The organism is Ensifer sp. ENS02 (assembly GCF_014851885.1).
In the GTDB taxonomy this organism is placed as follows: domain Bacteria; phylum Pseudomonadota; class Alphaproteobacteria; order Rhizobiales; family Rhizobiaceae; genus Ensifer; species Ensifer adhaerens.
In genome coordinates this window covers 338,633-361,056 of sequence record NZ_JACVAO010000007.1, presented here as the reverse complement: position 1 = coordinate 361,056, position 22,424 = coordinate 338,633, and the positions used below count along the sequence as shown (strand labels likewise).

18 protein-coding genes are annotated in these 22,424 nt (G+C 61.9%); 12 read left to right on the top strand and 6 right to left on the bottom strand.

Translation table 11 applies throughout. The annotated features are described in order from the left end of the window. The first annotated feature begins 286 nt into the window (after positions 1-286). The 5 genes from mnmE to IB262_RS17320 all read left to right on the top strand — a co-directional run bounded on the left by mnmE (position 287) and on the right by IB262_RS17320 (position 5,965). The gene (gene mnmE, locus IB262_RS17340) at positions 287-1,615 is read left to right on the top strand and encodes a tRNA uridine-5-carboxymethylaminomethyl(34) synthesis GTPase MnmE (RefSeq protein WP_112977250.1); all 1,329 of its coding nucleotides are present in this window, start codon (positions 287-289) and stop codon (positions 1,613-1,615) included. Between the two features lie 90 nt (positions 1,616-1,705). After that, positions 1,706-3,589 (top strand): tRNA uridine-5-carboxymethylaminomethyl(34) synthesis enzyme MnmG, encoded by a 1,884-nt coding sequence (mnmG, locus tag IB262_RS17335; RefSeq protein ID WP_192493716.1) that lies wholly within the window; start codon positions 1,706-1,708, stop codon positions 3,587-3,589. Further along, positions 3,586-4,227 (top strand): 16S rRNA (guanine(527)-N(7))-methyltransferase RsmG, encoded by a 642-nt coding sequence (gene rsmG, locus IB262_RS17330; RefSeq protein WP_034800144.1) that lies wholly within the window; start codon positions 3,586-3,588, stop codon positions 4,225-4,227. Before mnmG ends, rsmG begins: the two co-directional genes overlap by 4 nt. 14 nt (positions 4,228-4,241) lie before the next feature. Then, entirely contained in the window at positions 4,242-5,036 is a 795-nt protein-coding gene (locus IB262_RS17325) for a ParA family protein (protein ID WP_060521519.1), read from the top strand. A gap of 35 nt (positions 5,037-5,071) precedes the next feature. Next, positions 5,072-5,965, top strand: coding sequence for a ParB/RepB/Spo0J family partition protein (locus IB262_RS17320; protein ID WP_192493715.1), 894 nt, complete (start codon positions 5,072-5,074; stop codon positions 5,963-5,965). Between the two features lie 142 nt (positions 5,966-6,107). Here IB262_RS17320 and holA read toward each other — a convergent pair whose 3' ends face one another. Genes holA through leuS form a run of 3 tightly spaced genes read right to left on the bottom strand, consistent with a single transcriptional unit; the run spans position 6,108 to position 10,292 of the window. Further along, positions 6,108-7,142 (bottom strand): DNA polymerase III subunit delta, encoded by a 1,035-nt coding sequence (holA, locus tag IB262_RS17315; protein WP_112977247.1) that lies wholly within the window; start codon positions 7,140-7,142, stop codon positions 6,108-6,110. An 11-nt stretch (positions 7,143-7,153) separates the two neighbouring features. Continuing rightward, on the bottom strand, positions 7,154-7,678 hold the full coding sequence (gene lptE, locus IB262_RS17310) for an LPS assembly lipoprotein LptE (protein ID WP_034800148.1): 525 nt from the start codon (positions 7,676-7,678) through the stop codon (positions 7,154-7,156). Then, positions 7,665-10,292, bottom strand: a complete 2,628-nt coding sequence (gene leuS, locus IB262_RS17305; RefSeq protein ID WP_112977246.1) for a leucine--tRNA ligase — start codon at positions 10,290-10,292, stop codon at positions 7,665-7,667. Before leuS ends, lptE begins: the two co-directional genes overlap by 14 nt. Before the next feature lie 223 nt (positions 10,293-10,515). Between leuS and IB262_RS17300 the strand changes: the two genes are divergently transcribed. Then, on the top strand, positions 10,516-11,175 hold the full coding sequence (locus IB262_RS17300) for a YggS family pyridoxal phosphate-dependent enzyme (protein ID WP_192493714.1): 660 nt from the start codon (positions 10,516-10,518) through the stop codon (positions 11,173-11,175). Positions 11,176-11,287: 112 nt separating this feature from the next. Next, a complete protein-coding gene (locus IB262_RS17295; RefSeq protein ID WP_112977245.1) occupies positions 11,288-13,195 on the top strand; it encodes a propionyl-CoA synthetase in 1,908 nt (635 codons plus the stop codon). 43 nt (positions 13,196-13,238) lie between these two features. Here IB262_RS17295 and IB262_RS17290 read toward each other — a convergent pair whose 3' ends face one another. Further along, entirely contained in the window at positions 13,239-14,105 is an 867-nt protein-coding gene (locus IB262_RS17290; protein ID WP_112977277.1) for a LysR substrate-binding domain-containing protein, read from the bottom strand. A 143-nt stretch (positions 14,106-14,248) separates the two neighbouring features. Between IB262_RS17290 and IB262_RS17285 the strand changes: the two genes are divergently transcribed. Beyond that, positions 14,249-14,635, top strand: a complete 387-nt coding sequence (locus IB262_RS17285) for an ectoine synthase (RefSeq protein WP_043624205.1) — start codon at positions 14,249-14,251, stop codon at positions 14,633-14,635. 75 nt (positions 14,636-14,710) lie between these two features. Here IB262_RS17285 and IB262_RS17280 read toward each other — a convergent pair whose 3' ends face one another. Then, the gene (locus IB262_RS17280) at positions 14,711-15,412 is read right to left on the bottom strand and encodes a DUF1013 domain-containing protein (protein ID WP_034800153.1); all 702 of its coding nucleotides are present in this window, start codon (positions 15,410-15,412) and stop codon (positions 14,711-14,713) included. Positions 15,413-15,639: 227 nt separating this feature from the next. Here IB262_RS17280 and acs point away from each other — a divergent pair, with 227 nt between their 5' ends. Further along, positions 15,640-17,589 (top strand): acetate--CoA ligase, encoded by a 1,950-nt coding sequence (gene acs / locus IB262_RS17275; RefSeq protein ID WP_060583722.1) that lies wholly within the window; start codon positions 15,640-15,642, stop codon positions 17,587-17,589. 124 nt (positions 17,590-17,713) lie between these two features. Here the strand turns inward: acs and IB262_RS17270 are convergent, their stop codons facing one another. Beyond that, the gene (locus tag IB262_RS17270) at positions 17,714-17,914 is read right to left on the bottom strand and encodes a DUF1674 domain-containing protein (RefSeq protein ID WP_034800155.1); all 201 of its coding nucleotides are present in this window, start codon (positions 17,912-17,914) and stop codon (positions 17,714-17,716) included. Positions 17,915-18,039: 125 nt separating this feature from the next. Between IB262_RS17270 and htpX the strand changes: the two genes are divergently transcribed. The 3 genes from htpX to IB262_RS17255 all read left to right on the top strand — a co-directional run bounded on the left by htpX (position 18,040) and on the right by IB262_RS17255 (position 22,310). Next, positions 18,040-18,999 carry a zinc metalloprotease HtpX gene (htpX, locus tag IB262_RS17265; protein ID WP_034800156.1) on the top strand — a complete coding sequence of 320 codons (960 nt, stop codon included), beginning with the start codon at positions 18,040-18,042 and terminating at the stop codon, positions 18,997-18,999. Next, a complete protein-coding gene (locus IB262_RS17260) occupies positions 18,999-20,411 on the top strand; it encodes an RsmB/NOP family class I SAM-dependent RNA methyltransferase (protein ID WP_112977244.1) in 1,413 nt (470 codons plus the stop codon). The genes htpX and IB262_RS17260 overlap by 1 nt, the downstream gene beginning before the upstream one ends. Positions 20,412-20,624: 213 nt before the next feature. Continuing rightward, positions 20,625-22,310 (top strand): heparinase II/III family protein, encoded by a 1,686-nt coding sequence (locus IB262_RS17255; protein ID WP_112977243.1) that lies wholly within the window; start codon positions 20,625-20,627, stop codon positions 22,308-22,310. Positions 22,311-22,424 lie beyond the last annotated feature (114 nt).

Sequence of the window (22,424 nt, the reverse complement as noted above, 5' to 3'; positions counted from 1 at the left end):
GTCATTCGATTCGGTTTCGCAACAATCTCCGACTAGGCCCGCAATCAGACAGACACCGTTTCTGCTGATTCACGTGAAACACCTACCCACCGTGAAATACGAGGATGCGGCGAGGCCTTGAAATTTCGGCATTCTTTCGGCATAAGCACGCCGACCCATTGAGATAGCGTTTGCCCCGCGTGAGCGCGCTCCGCGAAGCGGAACGATCCGGTCCGGAACTTCGACGATCCCCATTGCATCGACCATCGACGCGCCCTGCGTGTCCGCGGTCTTTTCAGGTGAGCCCATGACAGCGACGCACACGATTTATGCGCTTTCCAGCGGATCTCTGCCCGCCGGCGTCGCAGTCGTGCGTATCAGCGGCGGGCGCACTGAAGCGGTGTTGCAGGCGTTGTGTGGTGGTGTGCCAACACCTCGGTCGGCGACATTGAGATCGATTCGGTACCGTAACGGCGATGTCATCGACAGCGGCCTTGTTCTCTATTTTCGCGGACCTGCCTCGTTTACAGGAGAAGACTGCGCCGAGCTTCAGATCCATGGTGGTCGGGCGGCAGTAAACGCCTTGCTTGAGGAACTCTCGAAGCTCGAGGGTTTGCGCCATGCGGAAGCCGGTGAGTTTTCGCGCCGCGCCTTCCAGAACGGCAAGCTTGACCTGGTCGAGGTGGAGGGTCTCGCCGACCTGATTGCTGCGGAAACCGAGATGCAGCGCCGGCTCGCGATCGAACACTCCGGCGGTGGACAATCAAAGATCTATGCCGGCTGGGCGAAGCGCTTGACCCATGCGCGGGCGATGATCGAGGCCGAGCTCGATTTTGCCGATGAAGACGATGTGCCGGGCTCGGTCAGCGAGCGCATCTGGCAGGATATGTCCATGCTGTCGCAAGAGATAGCAGCACATATTGCCGATGCGCCGATCGCGGAGATCATCCGCGACGGCCTGAAGATCGTCATCGCCGGTGCGCCGAACGCCGGCAAGTCGAGCTTGCTCAATGCACTGGCCCAGCGTGACATTGCAATCGTCACCGAGATTGCTGGTACGACCCGCGACGTTCTTTCCGTGGACCTTTCCTTAGCCGGATTCTCCGTTAAGCTCTACGATACGGCGGGGCTGCGGGAAACCGACGAGAGAGTAGAGCAAGAAGGTATTCGTCGCGCACGAGAAATTATCGAGAGAGCAGATCTGATCTTGCTGTTGGCCGATGCGCCGGACGGTTTTGATGTCATGTCCGACTTCCCATCCGACACGACGCCCGTGCTACGGGTTGGAACCAAACTTGATCGCGGCAGTGATGGCTGGCGCGAGGGGGCCGCGGATGTGTTGGTCTCGACGAGAACCGGCGAAGGCATGGAGCGACTGCTGGACGCGATCGCGGCGCACCTGCCGGATCTCAGTGGGCGGACCTCGCTGTCGCTGCCTTCGCGGCGGCGCCATGTCGATAGTCTCCGGCAGGCGCAGCGGTCGATCGACGACAGCTTGGCAAGTCAGGACTTGGGGCTGGATATACGCGCGGAACTGTTGCGCCTTGCTGGCGACGCAATTGGACGGATAACCGGCCGCGTGGATGTTGAGAACCTTCTCGATGTGATATTTTCTGAATTCTGTATCGGGAAATAACCAGTAGGCCAGTGCAATACAACGTGTGCGAGTCCTTCGTTGTGTTTCACGTGAAACGATTCGTGCCGGGTTAACCCCGGAGAAGAGGAAATGATGCAATTTGACGTAATCGTCATTGGCGGTGGCCATGCCGGCTGCGAAGCCGCGGCTGCGGCTGCGCGTCTGGGCGCCAACACAGCGTTGATCACGCACAAGGCATCCACGATCGGCGTTATGTCCTGCAACCCGGCGATCGGCGGCTTGGGAAAAGGACATCTGGTCCGCGAGATCGACGCGATGGACGGCTTGATGGGGCGCGTCGCTGATGCCGGCGGTATTCAGTTTCGTTTGCTCAACCGCCGTAAGGGTCCGGCAGTGCGCGGACCGCGTACGCAAGCCGATCGCCGCCTCTATCGCGAAGCCATGCAGCGGGAGATCGCTGCCATCGAGAATCTGACCGTTATCGAGGGCGATGCCTTCGACCTTCTGGAAGAGCAAGGCCGCATCCACGGTGTCGTCATGAAGGACGGCCGCAGCTTTCGAGCGAACTCCGTTGTTCTGACGACGGGCACGTTCTTGAAGGGCCTCATCCATATTGGCGATCAGAAGATACCGGCCGGTCGCGTTGGTGAGGAACCGTCCGTCGGGCTCTCGGGAACCTTGCTGCGTTTTGGGTTGCGGCTCGGCCGCCTGAAGACCGGAACGCCCGCCCGCCTGGATGGACGCACCATTGACTGGGCGCGTGTTGGCCGGCAAGTTCCAGACGAAGATCCTGTGCCCTTCTCGTTCATGACCGACGGGATCGTGAATCGCCAGATCGATTGCGGTGTGACGCGGACGACGGAAGAGACGCACAAGATTATTACCGACAATATCGGCAAGTCGGCGATGTACTCGGGACAGATCGAGGGTGTCGGACCGCGCTATTGTCCGTCCATCGAGGACAAGATCGTACGATTCGGCGAGCGTGATGGCCATCAGATCTTCCTGGAACCGGAGGGTCTCGACGACGATACGATCTACCCGAACGGCATTTCGACGTCGCTGCCGGCTGACATCCAGGAAGCCTTTATCAAGACGATCCCAGGATTGGAGAATGTCGCGATACTGCAGCCTGGTTATGCCATCGAGTACGATCACGTCGATCCGCGTGAACTGAACGCGACCCTTGCCGTCCGCAAGATGCCAGGGCTTTTCCTCGCCGGTCAAATCAACGGTACGACCGGCTATGAGGAAGCCGGCGCGCAAGGTCTTGTTGCCGGCTTGAACGCCGCCTTGGCCGCGATCAACCGTCCCGAAATCGGGTTCAGCCGAACGCAGTCCTATATTGGTGTCATGATCGACGACCTGACGTCGCGCGGGATCACCGAGCCCTATCGCATGTTCACCTCCCGCGCGGAGTATCGATTGTCGCTGCGGGCCGACAATGCCGATGCGCGCCTGACACCGCTTGCAATGGAGGTCGGCTGCATCTCGGCTGCGCGGCGCGAACGCTTTGTCGATTGGCGCGCGCGTTTCGACGAAGGACGTGCCCTGTTGGAAGGCCTCTCGGTAACGCCGGCTGAAGGTAACCGTCATGGCCTTAAGCTCAACCAGGATGGCCAACGGCGCACTGCTTTCGAGATCCTGTCCTATCCCGATCAGTCGATTGCCGGCTTGCAGCCCATCTGGCCCGAGCTGTCGGCGATTGGTCCGCGCGTCGTTGAGGCGCTTGAAATCGATGCGGTCTATGCGGTCTATATGGATCGTCAGGCAGCGGATATCGCCGGCATTCAGCGCGAGGAAAATCTTGCCATACCCGATGGCTTCGACTTCGATATGCTCTCGGGCCTCTCCAACGAGCTGAAGCAGAAGCTGAAGCAGCAGGCGCCCCGCAATCTGGCTCACGTGATGAAGGTCGACGGTATGACGCCGGCAGCAGCATCGCTGATCCTGGCGTGGGTGAAGCGACAGAACCGAACCGTAGAACGTGAAGAAAAGGCCGGCGTACAATGAAGGCGAGTCCAATCGATGTGTTGAACGGACTGCGTGTTTCACGTGAAACGAATGAACGGCTGGAGCATTTTGCCAAGCTCTTTCAGAAGTGGGCGAAGTCGATCAATCTTGTTGCGCCGTCCACGATCGAGGATCTTTGGCGTCGGCACATTGTCGATAGCTTGCAGCTCGCGCAGTTGTCGCCCGGTCCGAAGACCTGGGTCGATCTCGGCAGCGGTGGCGGCTTTCCAGGTGTCATCACGGCGATCTATCTCGCCGAACTTGGCGACGGTTGGGTCCATCTCGTTGAAAGCAACAACAAGAAGGCTGCCTTTCTGCGTGTAGCTCTGGCCGAAACGGGTGCGCGCGGCTCGGTTCACCCGGTTCGAATCGAAGAAGCAGGCGCATTGATTCCCCGCGCGGACGCGGTTTCGGCGCGCGCGCTCGCGGATTTGACCTTGCTGCTCGACTATTCTGCGCCATGGATGACGGCGAAGGAGCAGAAAGCGGTCGCCTACTTCCACAAAGGGCGGGATTACCAGCGCGAAATCGACAAAGCCGTTGGCCGCTATCAGTTTGATCTGGTAAAACATCCAAGCGTGGTCGAGCCGGATTCTGTCGTGCTCGAGATCGCAAATCTGGCGCGCAGGGCCCAGTGATCGCGAGCGGAAACATGTTTGGTGGCAAAAACCGGATCATCACAATCGCAAATCAGAAAGGCGGCGTCGGCAAAACCACGACCGCCATCAATTTGGCGACCGCATTGGCGGCTATCGGCGAACACGTTCTGATCGTTGATCTGGACCCGCAAGGCAACGCCAGCACCGGGCTCGGCATTCAACGCCGCGATCGGAACCTGTCATCCTATGAGCTGATGATGGGATCGCACGGGATCGGCGAGATCGCTCAGCAGACAGCCGTTCCGAATCTCTCGATCATTCCATCGACCATGGACCTTCTCGGCGTCGAGATGGAAATTTCGCAGGAACCGGATCGTGTCTTCCGCTTACGCAAGGCCTTGGTTAGCCCCGCCGCGATGGAATATTCCTACGTGCTCGTCGATTGCCCACCATCGTTCAACTTGCTGACGATGAACGCGATGGCGGCCGCCCATTCGGTGCTTGTCCCTCTTCAGTGCGAGTTCTTCGCGCTCGAGGGTCTGAGCCAGCTGCTGGAGACTGTGGATCAGATTCGCCGAACCGTGAATCCGAGCCTGGATATCCAGGGCATCGTCCTGACCATGTTCGATTCGCGCAACAACCTGGCACAGCAGGTTGTTAGCGATGTGCGGACGCATCTCGGCGACAAGGTCTACCACACCCTGATCCCGCGCAATGTTCGCGTCTCGGAAGCGCCTTCCTATGGCAAGCCGGCCATTCTTTATGATCTGAAGTGCGCTGGCAGTCAGGCCTATCTGCAACTGGCCTCCGAAGTCATTCAACGCGAGCGCCAGCGCAAAGCGGCATAATCATTTCGGTAGCGTAATTTAACTCGGGTGACGATATGAACGACGATAGCTCGAAGAGGCGGCTTGGTCGCGGACTGGCCGCGTTGATCGGCGAGATGGATCAGCCGTTGCAAACAGGGGCAGCTGCCCCTGCGCCGGTCAATCCGGATCGGCGCGTGCCGATCGAGTTCGTATCGCGTAATCCGCGCAACCCGCGTCGTCAGTTCTACGAAGCCGAACTCCAGGATCTCGCCAATTCGATCCGTCAGCATGGTATTGTCCAGCCTGTCGTTGCTCGCACCATCGGCGTCGATCGCTACGAGATCATCGCCGGCGAGCGCCGCTGGCGTGCCGCACAACTGGCCGGGTTCACCGAAATCCCGGTTATCATTCGCGACGTCGACGATCGCACGGCGCTTGAAATCGCTATCGTCGAAAACGTCCAGCGCTCGGATCTCAATCCGCTCGACGAAGCGCTTGGTTACGAGCAGTTGATCGCCGAGCACGGCTATACGCAGAACGATCTCGGCGAGATCATCGGCAAGAGCCGAAGCCATGTCGCCAATAGCCTGCGTCTTTTGAAACTGCCGGAACCTGTTCGGGACATGTTGTCGGAAGGCGCGCTTTCGGCTGGACATGCCCGTGCACTCATTCCGACCTCGGATCCGGCTACCCTCGCCCGGACGATCATTGCCAAGGGGCTCTCGGTGCGTGACGCCGAGCGCATCGCGCAGAACGATATTCGCGCGCAGAACGATCCGAATTACGGCAAGACCGTCCGTCGCGACGAGAAGGATGCCGATACGCTAGCGCTCGAGCGCACGTTGTCGGATAGCCTCGGGCTTGAGGTTACCGTGAACCACAAGGCATCCGGTGGTCATTTGCGCATCGCCTACAAGACGCTGGATCAACTGGAAGAAATCTGCCGGCTGCTCGAGCGGCGCTCCTAAGTATTTGATATGATGAGATCTTTTGGCGTCCAGTTGAATTTCGGACGGCGAGGTCCACCCATCTCCCTCATGCAGCCTGAAGACCTGTTGGCGAAATTCGAACACTAGGCTGCGGCAACGGGACTGGATCGACAGAGGCAGGTCAGCGTCGCGCCGATTGCACCGCGATCGCCATCAGGTTCTGCAGCACCAGGCTTTCCTCCAGGCTCGCACGGCTGCGGCTCTGAAAGATGGTCGTCTGCAGGCGATTGAGCTCGCGGCGGATGGCCGGGCTCGACCAATGCTTCAAGGCTGCCTCGACGATCGGCTTGCGGCGAAAGTGCAGCCCACGCCCCAGCGTGGCGATCACTTGCCCCGCCTGCTGGCGGCTTGCATCCATCTCGGCGCGCATCACATCGAGCTGCTGAAACTGGCGCAGGCACGCCTGCAGCACCAGAAAGGCCGGCGTCTTGGATGTGGTGATCTTCTGCATCGCATGCAGCAATTCATCGAGGTCGCCCTTCAGCACGGCATCGACGGCATCGTCGACGGAGATGGCGCTGGCATCCCCAACGATATCGAGCACGTCTTCTTCGTCCACCGTGGACTTGCCACGGCAGTAGAGCGCAAGCTTGCGCAGCTCGTTTCGTGAGGCCAGGCGGTCGCCACCGAGCGCCTCCAGCAACCGTTGCCGTGCCGCGGTGCTGATGCCCAGCTTCTCGTCGCCGAGTTCCTTGTCGATCAGCGCCTGCAGGCTGCGCGTGTCGTCACTGTAGCAGGCGATACAGGCGACCGAACGCGCGCTCTCGCCAATCTTTCGAAGTGCGGACCCCTTCTTGAGGTCGCCGGCTTCGACGATCACATAGCTTCCGGTCGGTGGCTCGGACGAAAGGATCTGCAATGCATCGACCAGCGGCTTTTCATTGGCTGCGCCACGGACCCAGACGAGCTTTTCTCCACCGAAGAGGCCGATCGAGTTTACTTCATCGAGCAGCCGCCCGGGCGATTGCGTCAGTTCACTGACATCGAGCTTCAACAGGGAAAACGGATCGTCGAGCGGCACGCCGCAACGGGCGGCGATTGCAGAGGCACGCTCGGAGACGAGCCCGCGGTCGGGCCCGTAGAGGATGAAAAGCCGGTAGACTCCGGCTGACTTCTGGAGAAAGGAGTCGAACTCGTGCGACTTGACCTCGCTCATGCCGACACCCGTTAGCGGCTGAGAGCCGCGGCGATGTCGGCCCGGATCAGCTCGGCGAGTTCCTTGGCTGCGCGGTTTTCACCGTCACGAACGGCGCGCACCTTGGCAAATTCCTGGACGGGGAAGTCAACGAGGGCAACGGCGGTGCGGTTGCCGGACTTGATGGTCTCGCCCGTACCGATCTTCGTCAGATTGTAGTCCGCCTTGACGACGATACGGCCGGCGCCGGCGCGGTCCTTGGCCTGATCGTAGAGCACGCCCATCGACCGGTGGGTGACGGTGAGCGCCAGGTGATACTGCGGATTCACGGGCTCGCCCTGACCACCTGCGGCCAGGAAGATCAGCGCGTTACGCACTTCCTGCTCGACACGGTCGGTGGCTTCGGAAATCTCGATCGCCGCCAGTGCCGTCGAGGTGCCGACCGGGTCGGAATAGAGCGGCCGGACCTGGCAGCCGGCGAGCGCGGTCAACATGAGCGCGCCAGCCAGAACCGGAATCGACCGGATACGGAAACCAGCTCTATCAGACAACGACATTGACGATCCTCTGGGGCACGACGATGATTTTCTTGGGGCTGCTGCCGTTGAGCGCGGACTTGACGGCATCGAGCGCCAGGACGGCGCTTTCGATCGCACTCTGATCCGCATCGCGAGCGATTGTCAAATCGGCGCGCTTCTTGCCATTGATCTGCACCGGCATGGTGATTTCGTTCTCGACGACCAAAGCGGGGTTGAACGCGGGCCAGCCGCGCTCCGCAATCAGGCCCTCGCCCCCGACCTCGCGCCAGCATTCCTCGGCGAGGTGCGGCATCATCGGTGCGATGAGGTTGATCAGGATCGTCGTCGCATCCTTCACAGCCCCCGCCAGCGCCGCGTCGGCCTTGCCTGCTGCTACCTGGGTCAGCGGTGCGGCAAGCGTGTTCACGAGCTCGTAGATGCGCGCCACGGCCTTGTTGAAGGCGAGCTTGTCGTAATCCGCCTCGACCGCGCGCAGCGTCTTGTGCGCGGCTTGCGAAACAGCGAGAGCCTCGCCTTCGAGCGCCGGGGCGGCCTCGATTGCCCGCAGCTTCTCGGCCGCTTCGCTGATCAGACGCCACACGCGCTGCACGAAGCGATGCGATCCTTCGACTCCGGCTTCCGACCAGATCACGTCACGATCCGGCGGCGAATCGGAGAGAACGAAGAAGCGGGCGGTATCAGCGCCATAGGAAGCGATGATGTCGTCGGGATCGACGACGTTCTTCTTCGACTTCGACATCTTCTCGATCGAGCCGATGGTGACTTCCTCACCGGTTTCGATCAGCGTCGCGCTACGGCGTCCATCGATCTCCTCGATGCGGATCTCGGCCGGCGTCACCCATTCGCGCTGGGCGCCTTCGCCGCGGCTATAGGTTTCATGCACGACCATGCCCTGCGTGAACAGGCCCTTGAACGGCTCGTCGACGGCAACATGGCCGGTGGCCTTCATCGCGCGGGTGAAGAAGCGCGAATAGAGCAGATGCAGGATGGCGTGCTCGATACCGCCGATGTACTGATCGACCGGCAGCCAGTGGTTGGCGACCTTGGGGTCGGTCGGATTGTCTTCCCAGGGTGCGGTGAAGCGCGTGAAATACCAGGACGAATCGACGAAGGTGTCCATCGTGTCGGTCTCGCGACGGGCGTCCTTGCCGCAGTGCGGGCAGGCGACGTGGCGCCAGGTGGCGTGACGGTCGAGCGGATTGCCCGGCTTGTCGAAGGTAACGTCCGGTGGCAGCACGACCGGCAGGTCGGCTTTCGGAACTGGTACGACGCCGCAGTCCTCGCAATGGATGACCGGGATCGGGCAGCCCCAGTAGCGCTGGCGCGAAATGCCCCAGTCGCGCAGGCGGAAATTGACCTTGCGCTCGGCACGCGGCGCACCGTCGAGCATTTCCTTCTCGAGCTTCGAAGCAACGGTCTCGAAAGCGTCTTCCGTCGACAGGCCGTCGAGGAAGCGCGAGTTGATCATCACGCCGTCGCCGATATAGGCCTCGTCACCAATGGCGAAGGTCGCGGCATCGCCGTCCCTCGGCATGACGACGGGAACGACCGGCAGGTCATATTTGCGCGCGAAGTCGAGGTCGCGCTGGTCGCCGGAGGGGCAGCCGAAGATGGCGCCCGTGCCGTAGTCCATCAGCACGAAATTGGCGACATAAACCGGCAGCTCCCAGCTCGGATCGAGCGGATGCTTGGCACGGATACCGGTGTCGATACCCTTCTTCTCTGCCGTTTCCAGCGCGGCCAGGGAGGTACCGGCGCGGCGGCAGTCCTCGCAGAATGCATCGACCTCAGGGTTGCTGGCCGCCACCTGCCTTGCCAGCGGGTGATCGGCGGCGATCGCCAGGAAGGAGGCGCCGAAGAGCGTGTCCGGACGGGTGGTGTAGACGGTGAGCTCGGTTGCGTCGCCGGCGGTGCCTTCGACGATTTCCCAACGCAGCGACAGGCCTTCGGAGCGGCCGATCCAGTTCTTCTGCATCAGGCGCACCTTCTCGGGCCACTGATCCAGCGTATCGAGCGCGTCGAGCAGTTCCTGGCTGAAGTCGGTGATGCGGAAGAACCATTGCGTCAGTTCGCGCTGTTCGACCAGCGCGCCGGAGCGCCAGCCACGGCCGTCGATCACCTGCTCGTTGGCGAGCACGGTGTTGTCGACCGGGTCCCAGTTGACCTTGGACTGCTTGCGGTAGACGAGGCCCTTTTCCAGGAAGTCCAGGAACAGGTACTGCTGGCGCTGGTAATAGGCGGGGTCGCAGGTGGCGAACTCGCGGTTCCAGTCGAGCGACAGGCCCATAACTTTCAGCTGCGCCTTCATCGAGGCGATGTTCTGGTAGGTCCAGCTGGCCGGGTGCACGCCACGCTCCATGGCGGCGTTTTCGGCCGGCATCCCGAAGGCGTCCCAACCCATCGGATGCAGTACGTTGAAGCCGCGGGCGCGCTTGTAGCGCGCCACCACGTCACCCATGGTGTAGTTGCGCACGTGGCCCATGTGGATGCGGCCCGAGGGATAGGGGAACATCTCGAGCACATAGTACTTTTCGCGCGGATCGTCGTTCTCGGTCTGGAAGACTTCGTTCTTGTCCCATTCCTGCTGCCAACGGGGCTCGGCATCACGCGGATTGTATCGTTCGCTAGACATGTCTTTTCGATGTTCCGGAAGTTCTGCGGCGCATAGTGGCGCCTCATGATAGTTGGGGTGACCTTCACCACGAAACCGTCTGACGGTCAAGTTTTTGAAGGGTTTGCCGCGACACTTTGGCGGATTTGAGCCGGTCCATGGCGGAGCGGCCTTGGCAATCGGCTCAACTTTGCCTAAGCCGCTCGGTCAGTGGTTTGGAAATCCCGTGTCGGAGAGCAGGTCCATGGAAGTTCAAGAGCGGTTGCAGGATGTCGTGAGCCGGATTCAGGCAGCGGAGAAGTCTGCCGGTCGCGCCAAGGGTGCCGTCACGCTGGTCGCTGTTTCCAAGACTTTCGACGCCGACGCCATCCGCCCGGTGATTGCCGCCGGGCAGCGGGTCTTTGGCGAGAACCGCGTGCAGGAAGCGCAGGGCAAGTGGCCGGAGCTGAAGGCCGAGACATCCGGTCTCGAACTGCACCTGATCGGCCCGCTGCAGTCGAACAAGGCGGCGGAAGCCGTCGCGCTGTTCGATGTCATCGAGACGGTCGATCGCGAGAAGATCGCCCGCGCGCTTGCGGCCGAACTGCAGAGGCAGGGCCGGGCGCTTAGGCTCTACGTCCAGGTCAACACCGGGCTGGAGCCGCAGAAGGCCGGCATCGCGCCGGAGGAGACCGTTGCCTTCGTGGATCTGTGCCGCAACGAGCTGGGTCTTTCGATCGAGGGGCTGATGTGCATTCCGCCGGTGGAAGAAAATCCCGGCCCGCATTTTGCCCTGCTCGCCAAACTGGCTGCTGCCTGCAAGCTCGAGAAGCTGTCGATGGGCATGTCAGGCGACTTCGAGACGGCCGTCCAGTTCGGCGCCACTGGCGTTCGCGTCGGTTCGGCCATTTTCGGCGCGCGCTGAGGTCCGTTCGTCACATACCGCTTTCGTCGGGGTTCCCCTCGTCCCTCATTAGCCTATCCTTGTGCACGAGGAGGCCGGACATGTCCGGCAATATGCGCAGGGAGGAACGGACATGGCGAGTCGCTATGCCGACGTGTACGCGGGCTGGAAATCGGACCCGCAGAGTTTCTGGTCAAATGCCGCCAATGCGATCGACTGGTTTGAAAGACCGGCACGTGCATTTGATGCGGACGCTGGCATCTATGGGCACTGGTTTGCCGAAGGCATCACCAATACCTGCTACAATTGCCTGGATCGCCATGTGGCCGCGGGCCGTGGCGAGCAAATCGCCTTCATCTATGACAGTCCCGTCACCGGGCGGGTCGAGCGCATCTCCTATGCGTCTCTGCTCGGCGATGTAGCAGCGCTTGCCGCCGTCTACCGGAAACTCGGCGTTGGCAAGGGCGACCGGATCATCATCTATATGCCGATGATCCCGCAGGCGGCGGTTGCTATGCTGGCGGCTGCGCGCATCGGCGCCGTGCATTCCGTGGTTTTCGGCGGTTTTGCCGCCAACGAGCTCGCCGTACGCATCGACGATTGCCAGGCCAAGCTCATTGTGTCCGCAAGCTGCGGCGTCGAACCTGGGCGCACCGTGGCCTACAAGCCGCTGCTGGATGCGGCGCTCGACATCGCGACCCACAAGCCGGCCCATTGCCTCGTCTTCCAACGCGAGATGGCGGAAGCCGCCATGACCGAGGGACGCGACCTCGATTTCGCTGCGGCTTTGGCGGCGGCCAAGCAGGCGGGAGAAGAGGTCGGCTGTACTCCGGTCGCCTCGACCGATCCGCTCTATGTGCTCTACACGTCGGGCACGACCGGCCAGCCCAAGGGCGTGGTGCGCGACAATGGCGGCCACATGGTCGCGCTCAAATGGTCGATGGAGAATTTCTTCGGCGTGCAGCCGGGCGAAGTGTTCTGGGCTGCGTCCGATATCGGCTGGGTCGTTGGCCACTCCTATATCGTGTATGGTCCGCTCCTCAACGGCAGCACCTCGATCCTGTTCGAAGGCAAGCCGGTCGGCACGCCGGATCCAGGCACCTATTGGCGCATCATTGCCGAACACGGCGTCGTGGTGATGTTCACCGCGCCGACGGCGCTGAGAGCGATCCGCAAGGAAGATCCGGAGGCTTCCCACGTTCGCCGATACGACCTGTCGAAATTCCGCGCGTTGTTTCTTGCCGGAGAACGGGCGGATCCCGACACGATCCAATGGGCAGAAAACGCGCTCGGCGTGCCCGTCATCGACCATTGGTGGCAGACGGAAACGGGATGGCCCGTGGCGGGAAATCCGATGGGGCTCGGGCTCCTGCCGGTAAAGTACGGTTCTCCGGCGGTTCCGCTGCCGGGATACGACGTCCAGATCCTCGACGATGCCGGACATCCGGTTGGCGCCGGTACGCTCGGCAATGTGGTGGTAAAGCTGCCGCTGCCACCCGGCTGCCTGCCGACGCTTTGGAATGCTGACCATCGGTTCCGCGCGGCCTATCTCGACGAGTTTCCCGGCTACTACAAGACTGCCGATGCCGGCTACCTCGATGAGGATGGTTACATCTTCATCATGGCGCGGACGGACGACATCATCAACGTGGCTGGCCATCGCCTCTCCACCGGAGCGATGGAGGAGGTCTGCGCCAGCCACCCCGATGTGGCCGAATGCGCCGTGATCGGCATTGCCGACGACCTGAAAGGCCAGGTACCGGCCGGCTTCCTCGTCATCAACTCCAATGTTTCCCGTGAAACGTCGGAGATCGAGCGCGAGGTCATCAGCCTCGTGCGCGAACGCATCGGACCTGTTGCCGCCTTCCGCCTGGCGATCTGCGTCAAGCGGCTGCCGAAGACGCGGTCGGGCAAGATCCTGCGCGCCACGATCCAGAAGATCGCTGACCGCCAGCCCTGGAAGATGCCCGCGACGATCGACGATCCAGTCATCCTCGACGAAATCACCGTTGCGCTGCATGGGCGCGGCATCGGTGTATAACGATTGCTAAGCCGGCTCATGAATCTGCGAGGTTCATTCCGTATTAGGCGTGCACAACGGCCGCGAACCAATCGGCGAAACTGGCTGCCGCCTTCGAGCGTGTGACTTTGGTGATCAGGAAGTAGCTCTCGTCCTCCAGGGTGGCGACATCGGACAGGATCACCAGGTCACCGTTTTCGATTTCGCGGCGGAAGACTTCGACCGGGCAAAGCGCCACGCCATGGCCGGCAATGACCGCCGTCGCCAGAAGATTGAAATCCTGGAAAACCGGGCCACGCAACGTCTGCGTGGTCTCCTGCCCTGCTCTTGCCAGCCAATCGCGCCAGCGTGACGTCGTTTCGTCGTGCAGCAGATCGGCAGAAGCGATTGCCTCTGGTGTCCTCAACGCGCCTTTCCGCTCGAGATAACGGGGGCTCGCAACCGGCCGATTGATGCGGGAGAACAGCCGATCGGAGCGGGTCCCCTCGCTCTTGTCGGCGCCGAGCGTGATGAGGACGTCGCAGCCGGTTTCCCGCAATTGCTGTTCGGCCATCGCGTAGACGACCTTGACGTCCACCTCGGAGTGACGCTGCAGGAATTCGCCGAGTGCCGGGATCAGCCATCGCGTGGCGATCGAGGGTATGCAGGCAACGCTCAACTGCGCCTTGGCGTTCAGCCGCAGCAACTCCGTTTCCGCGGCGATGCGCTCGAATGACGATGTCAACACGGCGGACAGGTTCTCCGCCTCCGGCGCCAGACTGACCCCACGCTTCTCGCGCACGAAGAGCGGCCGGCCGAACCACGCCTCCAGCAGCCGGATCTGGTGACTGATGGCGGCGTGCGTCACATGCAGTTCGTCACCGGCGCGGGAGAAGCTCGCCAGACGCGCTGCGGCTTCGAAGGCACGCAGCATGCCGAGTGGGGGCAACATCATCTGTAAGTTTTCCTCATCAAATCCTTGAGGAATCGTCGTTTGATTGGCTGTCGATGTCAACGAATACTGGGCTTCCAATCGAGGCGGGAGAGAGCTTTTCCGTTGGCGGATATTAGAGATGTTTACAGATGGAGAGGCCCATGTTCGTCCGCAGCCTGCAGCAGATCGAAGCAACTGATCATTTCGTTGAGTGGGGCAGCGGGACCAGTCATCGGCTGCTCACCGAGAGGGACGGTATGGGTTTCACCGTCTGCCACACGGTGGTGCGCGCCGGAACGGTATCGCTGCTCGAGTACCGCAACCATCTCGAAGCCTGCTATTGCATCGCCGGGCACGGCGAGGTCGAGGACATGCAGGGCAAGGTCTTCCCGATCAACAAGGGCGATATCTACGTGCTCGACCAGCACGACAAGCATTTCTTGCGCGGCGGCAAGGACGAAGACCTGATCCTCGTCAGCATTTTCAATCCGCCGCTCAAGGGGACCGAGCGCCACAACCTCAATGATCCATCCGGTTCGGCCTACTGAGCACGTTGCTGAGCACTGACCAACAAAAAAGCCCGGATCGTCGATCCGGGCTTTTTTCAATGGGCTGGACGGCGATCAGTACTGGTCGTCTTCGTCCTCGTCCTTGCGGTCCGACTTCAGCGACTTGAGCTTGGCGAAGACGGCATCGGCGTCGATTTCTTTCTCTTCCTCACGCTCGTAGCTGAAGCCCAGCTTTTCGGTTTCCTGGGCCGATTCCAGTGTCTGGCCGAGTTCGGCAGCCGTCGGCAGCGGACGGCCCTTGGAAGCGCGTTCGACTTCGAGGTCGAGGTCGATCTGCGAGCAGAGGCCGAGGGTTACCGGATCCATCGGCGTCAGGTTGGCGGAGTTCCAGTGGGTGCGCTCACGGATCTGCTCGATCGTCGACTTGGTCGTACCGACGAGGCGCGAGATCTGCGCGTCCTTGAGCTCCGGATGGTTGCGAACCAGCCACAGAATGGCGTTCGGGCGATCCTGGCGCTTGGAAACCGGGGTGTAGCGCGGGCCCTTGCGCTTGCTATCAGGTACGCGAACCTTCGGCTCGGACAGCTTCAGCTTGTGGTTGGGGTTGCCTTCGGCGCGCGCGATCTCGTCGCGCGAAAGCTGACCGGTCGCAATCGGGTCGAGGCCCTTGATGCCCTGCGCGGATTCACCGTCGGCGATCGCCTTCACTTCGAGCGGGTGCAGCTTGCAGAACTGCGCGATCTGGTCGAAGGACAGCGCGGTATTGTCAACCAGCCAGACGGCGGTCGCCTTGGGCATAAGCAGTTGCTGAGCCATGGATATAGTCCTTTTGTCCGCCGCGCCGGTGTCGCGGGCCGTGGAGTCTACCACTGATTTCCGGGAAATGTGGGCCTCTATACCGTCGTTGTCGCGAAATTGCAATTCTTCAGTTCCAAATGTCCTTTTGTCTAATTGCGGCGGGCATTTGACCTGCTATGAATGTGCGCGAAACGGGGGAGCCCTAGGAGGGGCGAACCGCACTAGGAATGCGTAGGGAGGAAAATATGTCCGCCAAAATCTATCCGGTGTTGAAGTCTGCCAAGAGCCGGACGCTGCTTGATAACGCCACTTACCTGAAGTGGTACGAGGAGAGCGTTTCCGATCCGGCAAAGTTCTGGGGCAAGCACGGCAAACGGATCGATTGGTTCAAGCCCTATACCAAGGTCAAGAACACGTCCTTCAAAGGCAAGGTCTCGATCAAGTGGTATGAAGACGGCCTTACCAACGTCTCCTACAACTGTATCGACCGCCACCTGAAGACGCATGGCGAAAAGACTGCCATCATCTGGGAAGGCGACAATCCCTATATCGACAAGAAGATCACCTACAACCAGCTCTACGAGCAGGTCTGCCGCCTTGCCAACGTCTTGAAGAAGCATGGCGTCAAGAAGGGCGACCGCGTCACCATCTATATGCCGATGATCCCGGAAGCATCCTATGCGATGCTCGCGTGCGCCCGCATCGGCGCCATCCATTCGGTCGTCTTCGGCGGCTTCTCGCCGGACGCACTTGCTGGCCGTATCGTCGACTGCGAGTCCACCTTCGTCATCACTTGCGACGAGGGCGTGCGCGGCGGCAAGCCGGTCCCGCTCAAGGAAAACACTGATACGGCGATCGACATCGCGGCCAAGCAGCATGTCATCGTCAACAAGGTTCTGGTGGTGCGCCGCACCGGCGGCAAGACCGCCTGGGCACCGGGCCGTGACCTCTGGTACCACCAGGAAATCGCGACCGTGAAGCCGCATTGCGAGCCGGCGAAGATGAAGGCGGAAGATCCGCTGTTTATCCTCTATACCTCTGGCTCGACCGGCAAGCCGAAGGGTGTGCTGCATACGACCGGCGGTTACCTCGTCTATGCATCGATGACGCACGAATATGTCTTCGACTACCGCGATGGCGAGGTCTACTGGTGCACCGCCGACGTCGGCTGGGTCACTGGCCACTCCTATATCGTCTATGGTCCGCTCGCGAATGCGGCGACGACCGTGATGTTCGAAGGTGTGCCGAATTTCCCGGACGCCGGGCGTTTCTGGGAAGTGGTCGACAAGCACAAGGTCAACGTCTTCTACACCGCGCCGACGGCGATCCGCTCGCTGATGGGCGCCGGCGACGACTTCGTCAAGCGCGCCTCGCGCTCGTCGCTTCGCCTGCTCGGTTCGGTCGGCGAGCCGATCAACCCGGAAGCCTGGGAGTGGTATTACAACGTCGTCGGCGAGCAGAAGTCGCCGATCGTCGATACCTGGTGGCAGACCGAGACCGGCGGCATCCTGATCACGCCGCTGCCGGGTGCGACGGATCTCAAGCCCGGTTCGGCCACGCGGCCGTTCTTCGGAGTTCAGCCGCAGCTCGTCGACAACGAAGGCAATGTTCTGGAAGGTGCTGCCGACGGCAACCTCTGCATCACCGACAGCTGGCCGGGCCAGATGCGCACGATCTACGGCGACCATGCGCGTTTCGGTCAGACTTACTTCGCCACCTACAAGGGCAAGTATTTCACCGGTGACGGCTGCCGCCGCGATGAGGACGGCTACTACTGGATCACCGGCCGCGTCGACGATGTCTTGAACGTCTCCGGCCACCGCCTCGGTACTGCCGAAGTGGAATCGGCGCTCGTGTCGCATCATCTCGTCTCGGAAGCGGCCGTCGTCGGCTATCCGCACCCGATCAAGGGCCAGGGCATCTATTGCTATGTTTCGCTGATGGCTGGTGAAATCGGCAACGACGAACTGCGCGCCGCCTTGGTGAAGCATGTCCGTTCGGAAATCGGGCCGATCGCGACGCCGGACAAGATCCAGTTCGCTCCGGGCCTGCCGAAGACCCGCTCGGGCAAGATCATGCGCCGCATCCTGCGCAAGATCGCGGAGGATGACTTCGGTGCGCTCGGCGATACCTCGACGCTCGCCGATCCGGCCGTTGTCGATGATCTGATCGCGAACCGCCAGAACAAGGCCTGACCTTGAAAACCGCCGCGCGTCTCTTGGACGTGCGGCGGTTCCCCTCTCGTCGCCAGGTGGCCGTCAAACCATTTCGTGAGCCGGATTCAGATCGAGGTTGCAGGCGCAGGCGCCCGACCTGAACTTAGAAGTCGATCGCCCGACCCTTGATCTCCCAGTCGCCGTAGCGGGCTGGATCTTCACCTCCGCGCCCGCCGATCTCCTGCGGCAGTTCCTTCTTGATCTCCGCCTGACGCCGCTCTTCCGCTTCCTTCAGCGCCCGCACAGCGGCGGGCGGCAGCGGCTTCTTCGGGCGGTCGGCGGCGTTGTCATTGTCGTTCTGCATCTGAACGGTATCCGGATTCGAGCATCAATATTGAAGAATTGGGTGTTTGCACCCATCATATAGGATGCCGTTCCCCGGACGGGAACCCTGATTCACGTGAAACGTAGACGATCCGGAGCCTCCTGATGAACCTTGTCCGCACCGCCATGCTGCTTGCAGTCATGACCGCCCTGTTCATGGCGGTAGGCTTCGCCATTGGCGGACGGGGCGGCATGATGATCGCCTTCGTCATGGCCGCAGGCATGAACTTCTTCTCCTATTGGAACTCGGACAAGATGGTGCTGCGCATGTACCGCGCGCAGGAGGTCGATGAGCGCAGTGCCCCGGAATATTACGGCATCGTGCGTGACCTCGCTCGCAATGCCGGCCTGCCGATGCCGCGCGTCTATGTGATCGATAGCCCGCAGCCGAACGCGTTTGCCACCGGTCGCAATCCGGAGAATGCCGCGGTCGCCGCGTCGACCGGGCTGCTTCACGCTCTCGACTATGACGAGGTCGCCGGCGTGATGGCGCATGAACTCGCGCACGTGCAGAACCGCGATACGCTGACGATGACGCTGACGGCAACCCTTGCCGGCGCGATCTCGATGCTCGGCAACTTTGCCTTCTTCTTCAGCGGCAACCGTGAAAACAACAATCCGCTCGGCTTCATCGGCACGCTTGTCGCGATGATCGTGGCGCCGATGGCGGCAATGCTGGTGCAGATGGCGATCAGCCGGACGCGCGAATACTCGGCCGACCGTCGCGGCGCCGAGATTTGCGGCAAGCCCCTGGCGCTCGCTTCGGCGCTGCAGAAAATCGCAGGCGCCGCCCATCAGATCCACAATGACGATGCCGAGCGCAACCCAGCAACGGCGCATATGTTCATCATCAATCCGCTCTCCGGCGAGCGCATGGACAACCTGTTCTCGACCCATCCGAACACCGAAAACCGCATCGCGGCCCTGCAGCAGATGGCGCAGGAGATGTCTTCGGTCTCGACGCCGCCGGTTCGTGCTGATAATCCCGTGCGCAAATCGCGCTCTGTGCCCTCTACTGGATGGGGTCGCGGTGGTTCCGAACCGCCCAAAGGTCCCTGGTCCTGATGTCTGCAGAAAACAACAACGATTCACGTCCGAAACGATCGCACCGCAACGGCGGCGCAGCGAAATCGAAGAAGCCCGCTCCGGCGCCGCGTGGTCCGGAGAAGCCGGGGTTGAGGGCTCGTCAGGCCGCCGCGAAGATCTTGGCAGCAGTCATCGATCGCAAGACGTCGCTCGACGGCATGCTCGACAGCGAGCACGGCAACCCGGCCTATCGCGAGCTTAACGAAGCCGACCGCGCTCTGGTCCGGGCAATACTCAATTCCGCCCTTCGCCATCTCCCGCGCGTGCAGGCTGCGATCAACTCGCTGCTGCAGACGCCCCTACCGGAGGGTGCGCGGGCGCTGGAGCATGTGCTTGCCGTGGCCGCGGCACAGATCCTCTATCTCGACGTGCCCGATCATTCCGCCGTCGATCTCGCCGTCGAACAGGCGCAGAACGATCCGCGCAACCGCCGCTTCGCCAATCTCGTGAACGCCGTGCTGCGGCGCCTGTCGCGCGAAAAGGAAGCCGTTCTCGAAAGCACGCGCCATATTCCGGCGATGCCGGAATGGTTCTTCGAGCGCCTCATTGCCCACTACGGCGCAGCGGCGGCCGAGAAGATCGCCGAGGCGCAGTTGACGCCGGCGGCAATCGATCTTTCCGTCAAATCCGAGCCTGCGGCTTGGGCCGAGCGGCTTGGTGGCACCGTCCTGCCGACCGGCTCTGTGCGGCTCGGCGCATTCTCCGGGTCCATCCCCTCCTTAGCCGGATTCGATGATGGCGGCTGGTGGGTCCAGGACGCGGCTGCATCGATCCCTGCGCGGCTCTTTGGCGACCTCAAGGGCAAGCGGACCGTCGATCTCTGCGCCGCACCGGGCGGCAAGACGGCCCAACTCATTCTTGCCGGCGCCGAAGTGACGGCGCTGGACCAGTCCGGCAGCCGCTTGCGCCGGCTGAAGGGCAATCTCAAGCGGCTGGGGCTCGAGGCTGAGACCAAGGAAGTCAACATGGCGGACTTCCAGCCGGAAGCCCTGTTCGATGCGGCGCTTCTCGACGCTCCCTGCTCCTCGACCGGCACGACACGACGTCACCCTGATGTGTTGTGGACCAAGGGACCGGAAGACATCGAAAAGCTTGCCGACCTGCAGGAGCGGCTGCTTCGTCATGCGCTGACGGTGGTCAAGCCCGGTGGCACCGTCGTCTTCTCGAATTGCTCCCTCGACCCGCGTGAAGGCGAAGAGGTCGTTGCCCGGGTTATCGGTTCCGGCGAAAGCTACGAGCGCGTTCCGATTTCTGCAGCGGATTGGCCGGGGCTCGAGGATGCGATCACGCAGGTCGGCGAAATGCGGACGACGCCGGCCATGCTGCCGCTCGATGCACCGTTTTCGAGCGGCCTCGATGGTTTCTACGCGGCGGTGATTCGGCGCAAATAACAGCGCAAACTGAGCTTTCAGCAGCTGGAACCGGGCCTCAAGGCCCTGTTTCACCGCATCATTTGACGCTTTCGACCGGGAAGCCTATCAAAGATGGCAGGATTGATAAAAGTTTAATGGTCTTCGCGGCACCATGCGGACGCTGGCGCGAGGTCCTGGCGCGCTCCGATGATGTGAGTGATCGTGCCAGAAATGAGGTAACCGGCGGCGTTGATGTTGTTTTCCGGCAGGCGAAGGCTTTCTTACCTGTATGTGCGTGAAGGCTGGCGCCGCGTGTCGCGTCGCCTGTCGATCGGGCGCGTCTCCACTCTGCGCTTTACCGGCTCCACCCCCAATCGCCTGATCGTTGCGCCGACGGATCTGAGGGCCGTCGATCCCTTTGTCGCGGAAGAAATTCTTGCCGGGCGCTTCCCTCTTGCCGGCCGCGTGCTCGACACGGAGGGCGAGTCGCCGTTCGAGATCGATTTACCGTCGCGCGAATTTGCGGCCCGACTGCATTCCTTCGGCTGGCTGCGGCACCTGCGGGCGATCCGCGAGGATGCGGGTTTCGTCCGGCTGCGGCAGATCGTCGACGACTGGATCGGCACCCATGGACGCGATCTCGGCGGCATCGCCTGGGATGCGGATATCATGGCGCAGCGCATCATCGCCTGGCTGTCCCATTCGCCGGTGGTGCTGCGCAATGCCGAGCATGGCTTCTACCGCCGTTTCCTGAAAAGCCTGGCGCTGCAGGTGCGCTATCTCAGGCATATCTCCGATACGGTGCGCGACGGCGAGCAGAGGCTTCGGGTGCGGCTTGCGCTTGCCATGGCGTCGGTTTCCATGCCGGCATCGCCCGGCGCCATCCGCAAGGCATCGCGCCATCTCGATCTCGAACTCGACCGCCAGATCCTGCCCGACGGCAGCCACTTCTCGCGTAGTCCGCGCGCGGGCCTTGAGCTGTTGCTGGATCTGCTGCCACTCCGCCAGACCTACGTTAATCTCGGGCATGACGTGCCGTCGCGCCTCATTCCCTGCATCGACCGGATGTACCCGGCCCTGCGCTTCTTCCGGCACCAGGGCGGCGAACTCGCGCTGTTTAATGGTGCTACCTCGGTTCTGGCGCATGAACTGGCGTCGGTGCTGCGCTATGACGAGACGGCCGGCGAACCCTTCCGCTCCCTGCCGCACGCCCACTACGAACGTATGGCTATGGAAAACACCGTTGTCATTATGGACACCGGCCGGCCGCTTTCCGTAGACCTGTCGCGCAGTGCCCATGCCGGCTGCCTGTCCTTCGAAATGTCCTCGGGCAAGACGCGCTTCGTCGTCAATTCCGGCGCCCCGAAGTTTGCCGGGGAGCGATTCCGCCAGATGGCGCGGATGACGGCTGCCCATTCGACCGTGACGGTCAACGACACGTCGTCGTCGCGCTTCTCGCAATCGCGCTTTCTCGGACCGATCATGACGTCGGGCGTCAAGCACGTGGCGGCGGCCCGCAAGGACGAAGCGGGCGGGCTCGAGTCGGTGACCGCAAGCCACGATGGCTATCTTGCCGCCTTCGGCCTGGTCCACGAGCGTGGTATCGGTGTTTTGAACGGCGGTCGCATGGTCCGCGGTCGCGACCGGCTGTCGCGCGCCGACGGCAGCGACCCGGAGGCAAGCGATACCGCGATTGCCGTGGCGCGGTTCCACATTCACCCGGCGGTCGCCATTCGCCAGAACAGCGCCCGCGAGATCTTCCTGACGGCGCCGGATGGCGAGATCTGGCTGTTTGCCTGCCAGGATGGTGATCTTGCCGTCGAGGAGGACATCTTCTTTGCCGATCCTTCGGGTATCCGGGCCTCGCAGCAGCTGACGGTGACCTTTGCGATTGCGCAGCAGCCGGAGATCCAGTGGACGTTTTCACGCGCGAACTGAGCCTTCTGTCTTGACGACGGGCACGCCCAAGAAAGCGCCTCAAGTTTTCCGTTCGCGTTTCAGGAGCGATCGCATTGAAGAATTTGGATCGATCCGATCCAGATTCATCGCGAT